The following is a 3,717-nucleotide window of genomic DNA, read 5'->3' as shown; positions in this document are numbered from 1 at the left end:
AAAAAAATTAAAATCATCGGAATAGCTAAAGAATAAAAACCCACCATTCCTTTAACAAAAGCTAACCCCGCCCAGGTATGATGCGAACCAATGGGCATAAATTCCACTACATGAGGACTTGTGGGCTTCATATTTGCCCCTGATAGACCCTATTCAATGATTAAGGGTGCTGTAAGCTACAATCACTGATTTTTTCTTGGGAGAAAATTATAAAGAGTTATTAGCTGCTGGAAATGAAACCTCTAATTATTGTTTGTGGTCTAGGAAGAACAGGTTATAAAATATATACTCTATTAAAACAACAAGGAGTGGAAGTAGTTGGTGTAAGCGATCGCCCTTTGGCTTTAAGTAGTCGCGATCCAGTTATTATTGGTGATGCTCGCTCTCCTGAAGTTTTGGTCAAAGCAGGTATCAGAGAAGCCAAAACCCTAGTGTTAAGTAGTCACCATGATTCGCTTAATCTGGCAATTTTAACCCAAGCCAAAGTCTTAAATCCTCAGATTCGGATTGTTAATCGTTTATTCAATCAAACTTTAGGCAAAAGACTCGATCTGACTCTAGCCGAACACTTTAGCATGAGTGTGGCATCTTTAGTCGCCCCTATTTTTACCTTTGCAGCTTTAGGTAGTCAAGCCATTGGACAATTAAGACTCTTCGACTGTACTTGGCCAATTCATGAAGAAATTATCAATTCAGATCATCCTTGGCTGGGTAAACCCTTGAGTCAGCTTTGGGAAAGTAGTTCTCGAATGCTGATTTATTACTTACCTTCCCAAGGAGAGATCGATCTTGTTTCAGCAGTAGCTACTGGTAAAACCTTAGAAATTGGCGATCATTTAATTATTGGGACAAAACCCAATGTACGTCAGAAAAAAAATTCTTGGTTATACAAATTAGTTAAAGCAGTGGCCAATTTACCCCATTATCAACGCTATACCCGTCCGATTATTCTCGTAACCCTATCTCTGCTGATACTAATATTTCTGGCTACCACAGTATATGTCAGCGTCAACTTTCAGACATCAGTTGTCGATGCTTTATATTTTTCTGTAGGTATGATTACAGGTGCAGGAGGACAAGAACAAGTAGCAGAACAAGCTCCTGATACGGTTAAAGTCTTAACTGCCATCATGATGATTGTTGGTGCAGGGGTGATTGGTATTTGCTATGCCTTAATCAATGATTTTGTCTTGGGAAGCCGTCTTAAACAAGCTTGGGATGTTGCCAAAATGCCAAGAAATAAGCATCATATAGTGTGTGGTTTAGGAGGAATCGGCATTCAAATTGTTCGTCAACTTCATAATCAAGGTCATGATGTAGTAGCCATCGAATTTGATTCTCATAGTCGTCATATTCATTGCGCCCGCTCTTTAGGAATACCCGTAGTCATAGAAGATGCTAGCCTTGCTACCACCCTCAAAGCCGTTAATCTTTCTTCAGCATCCAGTTTAATTGCTGTAACCAGTAGCGACACCGTTAATTTAGAAATTGCTCTAACTGCTAAAGGCATATCTCCTTACATTTCAACTATTGTGCGCTGTTACGATCCTCAATTTGCGACATCTATGCAAGAAGTTTTTGAATTCGATCATGTATTATCACCCATAGAATTGGCAATAGATTCTTTTGTAGCAGCAGCTTTGGGAGGCAGAATTTTAGGAAATGGTATGACCCAAGACTTATTATGGGTCGCTTTAGGCACTTTGATTACTCCCGCCCATCCTTTTTGCAGTGAGTCTTTACAAGAAGCTGCAATGGCAGTAGACTTTGTTCCGTTATATATTGAAAGAAAAGGACAATTGATACGAGGTTGGCAACTTTTAGAAACTGAGTTAATTCCTCAAGATGTCTTGTATCTGACGATCCCCGCCAATGGCTTAGAAAAATTGTGGCGCACCCGTTTTGATACTTTTTCGGTTTGATCTATTGTGTTTAATTTGACACTTACATAACAGACAAATTGAAATGTAATTTAAAAAACTCATGGTTCTCAACTAAATACGATAGTATATCGAAAACAGTCTTAAGTAGAATCAATGAGCGATCGCGATCCTATTTCCCAGTTATCACAACAGTTAAGCGCGATTCAAGAACAGCTTGACCAATTTACTAACCGTTTTGATAGCATCGAAAATCAACTGGAAGATTTATCTCCTTTATCCAAACAGATATCCAGATTAGAAGACAAATTTTTATTAGTTGCTGATAGCTACCGATATGAAACTCTTCAGCAGTACTTAGCTGAGGAAAACTGGTTTGAAGCCGACAAAGAGACTATTAAACTAATCCTCGATGTCATGGGTAAAGAAATCGAAGAACTAACTCCAGAAGATATCCAACATTTTCCTTGTAAAGACTTGATGACTATTGATGGTTTATGGCTCAAGTACAGTAAAAATCGCTTTGGTTTTAGCCCCCAGTTGAAGATATACCAAGAAATGGGAGGAAATATTCAGGCGACTATCGAGCAAAATCAAAAATTAGTGGAAAAATGGGGTGAAATCTTAGGCTGGCGCAAAGAAAATCGTTGGCTACCCTGCAAAGAACTAGATTTTAGTCTTAATGCACCCGAAGGTTGTCATCCTTCCCGTTGGTGGAATTCTCCCTATGGCTCAAAAATGACCAACTTTTTCTTAGGGCGATTGATCAACTGTGATATTCAGTAACCAGTTATCAATTATCAAGTAGTAACAGTGCGCATTCGGTTCGGGGTTGATTCCGTCGAAAAGAGGCGGAACAGGGGAAGCTCCTTGCCCTAAAGGTTCTAAAGGATTAGCTTCCCTAAAGGACTCGGCTTCGCCGTCGCGCATCACTAACTTCGTGTCGCATCTTCAGCAGGAAGCGGGGTCACACCACAAGTAGCAAGTTTTCTAAGTAATAAGTAAATTCCCATGACTACTCTTTCTTTAGATAACAAATTAACTACAGTAATCATTATTTTTACGGTTGAAACTTCTCAACAAGATGATTTGATTGCAGCAATTAAAGAATTTCTCGAAACAGTAAAAACTCAGCCTGGTTTTGTTTCAGCTAATTTGCATAAAAGTACTGATGGAGTGAAAGTTGCTAACTATGCACAATGGGCAAGCACAGCAGAATTTGAAGCTTTTAGAAATAATGTAGAGATCCAAAAAAAAGCAGAAAAACTGTTTACCTTCGATCGACCAGATTCCCATGTATATGAAATTGTAACCTGCGAGTCCAAAGTAGGTACTCCTGAAATTAAAGAAGGAGAATATTTGACTCACTTTGCCGAGTTTAGTATGAAACCTGAAAATCAACCGAAAATGATAGAATTAGCCAAAGAACACGTCAAACCCGCAATGGAACAACCAGGACTAATTTCTGCTACCTTTCACCGCAGTTTAGATGGTACTCGTGTGATTAACTACGGACAATGGTCAAATCAAGAAGCAATTGAGCAACTAACCAAACAACCAGGCTTTGGCAAAGCTGCACCTTACGGGGAAGGCATTGCCGACAACGAATATCACCTCTATGAAGTCGTACACGTAGTAAAAACCTAAACAGCCAGTTATCTGTAATTACCCATTACCCATTACTTTCCTCATCTCTCATCCCTCATCCTTTAAAAAATGTCTAAACCTGCAATTCTCACTATAGATGACGATCCCGAAGTTTTACGCGCCATTGCACGGGATTTAAGACAACAATATGGCGATCGCTTTAGGATTGTACGAGCTAATTCTGGTGCAT

3 protein-coding genes and 1 pseudogene are annotated in these 3,717 nt (G+C 39.3%); 3 read left to right on the top strand and 1 reads right to left on the bottom strand.

Annotated elements, in window-relative coordinates:
- Window positions 1-116, bottom strand: a pseudogene (locus tag H1P_RS39645) (O-antigen ligase domain-containing protein); the annotation flags it as partial.
- A gap of 117 nt (window positions 117-233) precedes the next feature.
- Here H1P_RS39645 and H1P_RS31700 point away from each other — a divergent pair.
- The 3 genes from H1P_RS31700 (at window position 234) to H1P_RS31690 (ending at window position 3,527) form a co-directional block, all read left to right on the top strand.
- On the top strand, window positions 234-1,922 hold the full coding sequence (locus H1P_RS31700; RefSeq protein ID WP_144875224.1) for a potassium channel family protein: 1,689 nt from the start codon (window positions 234-236) through the stop codon (window positions 1,920-1,922).
- A gap of 114 nt (window positions 1,923-2,036) precedes the next feature.
- The gene (locus H1P_RS31695; RefSeq protein ID WP_144875222.1) at window positions 2,037-2,666 is read left to right on the top strand and encodes a GUN4 domain-containing protein; all 630 of its coding nucleotides are present in this window, start codon (window positions 2,037-2,039) and stop codon (window positions 2,664-2,666) included.
- Window positions 2,667-2,891: 225 nt separating this feature from the next.
- Window positions 2,892-3,527: an antibiotic biosynthesis monooxygenase family protein gene (locus H1P_RS31690; RefSeq protein ID WP_144875219.1), complete on the top strand. Its 636-nt coding sequence runs from the start codon at window positions 2,892-2,894 to the stop codon at window positions 3,525-3,527.
- The last annotated feature ends 190 nt before the right edge of the window (window positions 3,528-3,717 follow it).

The sequence above is a fragment of the Hyella patelloides LEGE 07179 genome (genome assembly GCF_900659865.1).
Taxonomy (GTDB): Bacteria; Cyanobacteriota; Cyanobacteriia; order Cyanobacteriales; family Xenococcaceae; genus Hyella; species Hyella patelloides.
The sequence above is the reverse complement of the archived record's forward strand: the minus strand, read 5'-3'. Positions and strand labels throughout refer to the sequence as shown.

Coding starts and splice junctions, on each gene's coding strand:
- H1P_RS31690 (WP_144875219.1), top strand. CDS start 2,892: ATGACTACTCTTTCTTTAGATAACAAATTAACTACAGTAATCATTATT.
- H1P_RS31700 (WP_144875224.1), top strand. CDS start 234: ATGAAACCTCTAATTATTGTTTGTGGTCTAGGAAGAACAGGTTATAAA.
- H1P_RS31695 (WP_144875222.1), top strand. CDS start 2,037: ATGAGCGATCGCGATCCTATTTCCCAGTTATCACAACAGTTAAGCGCG.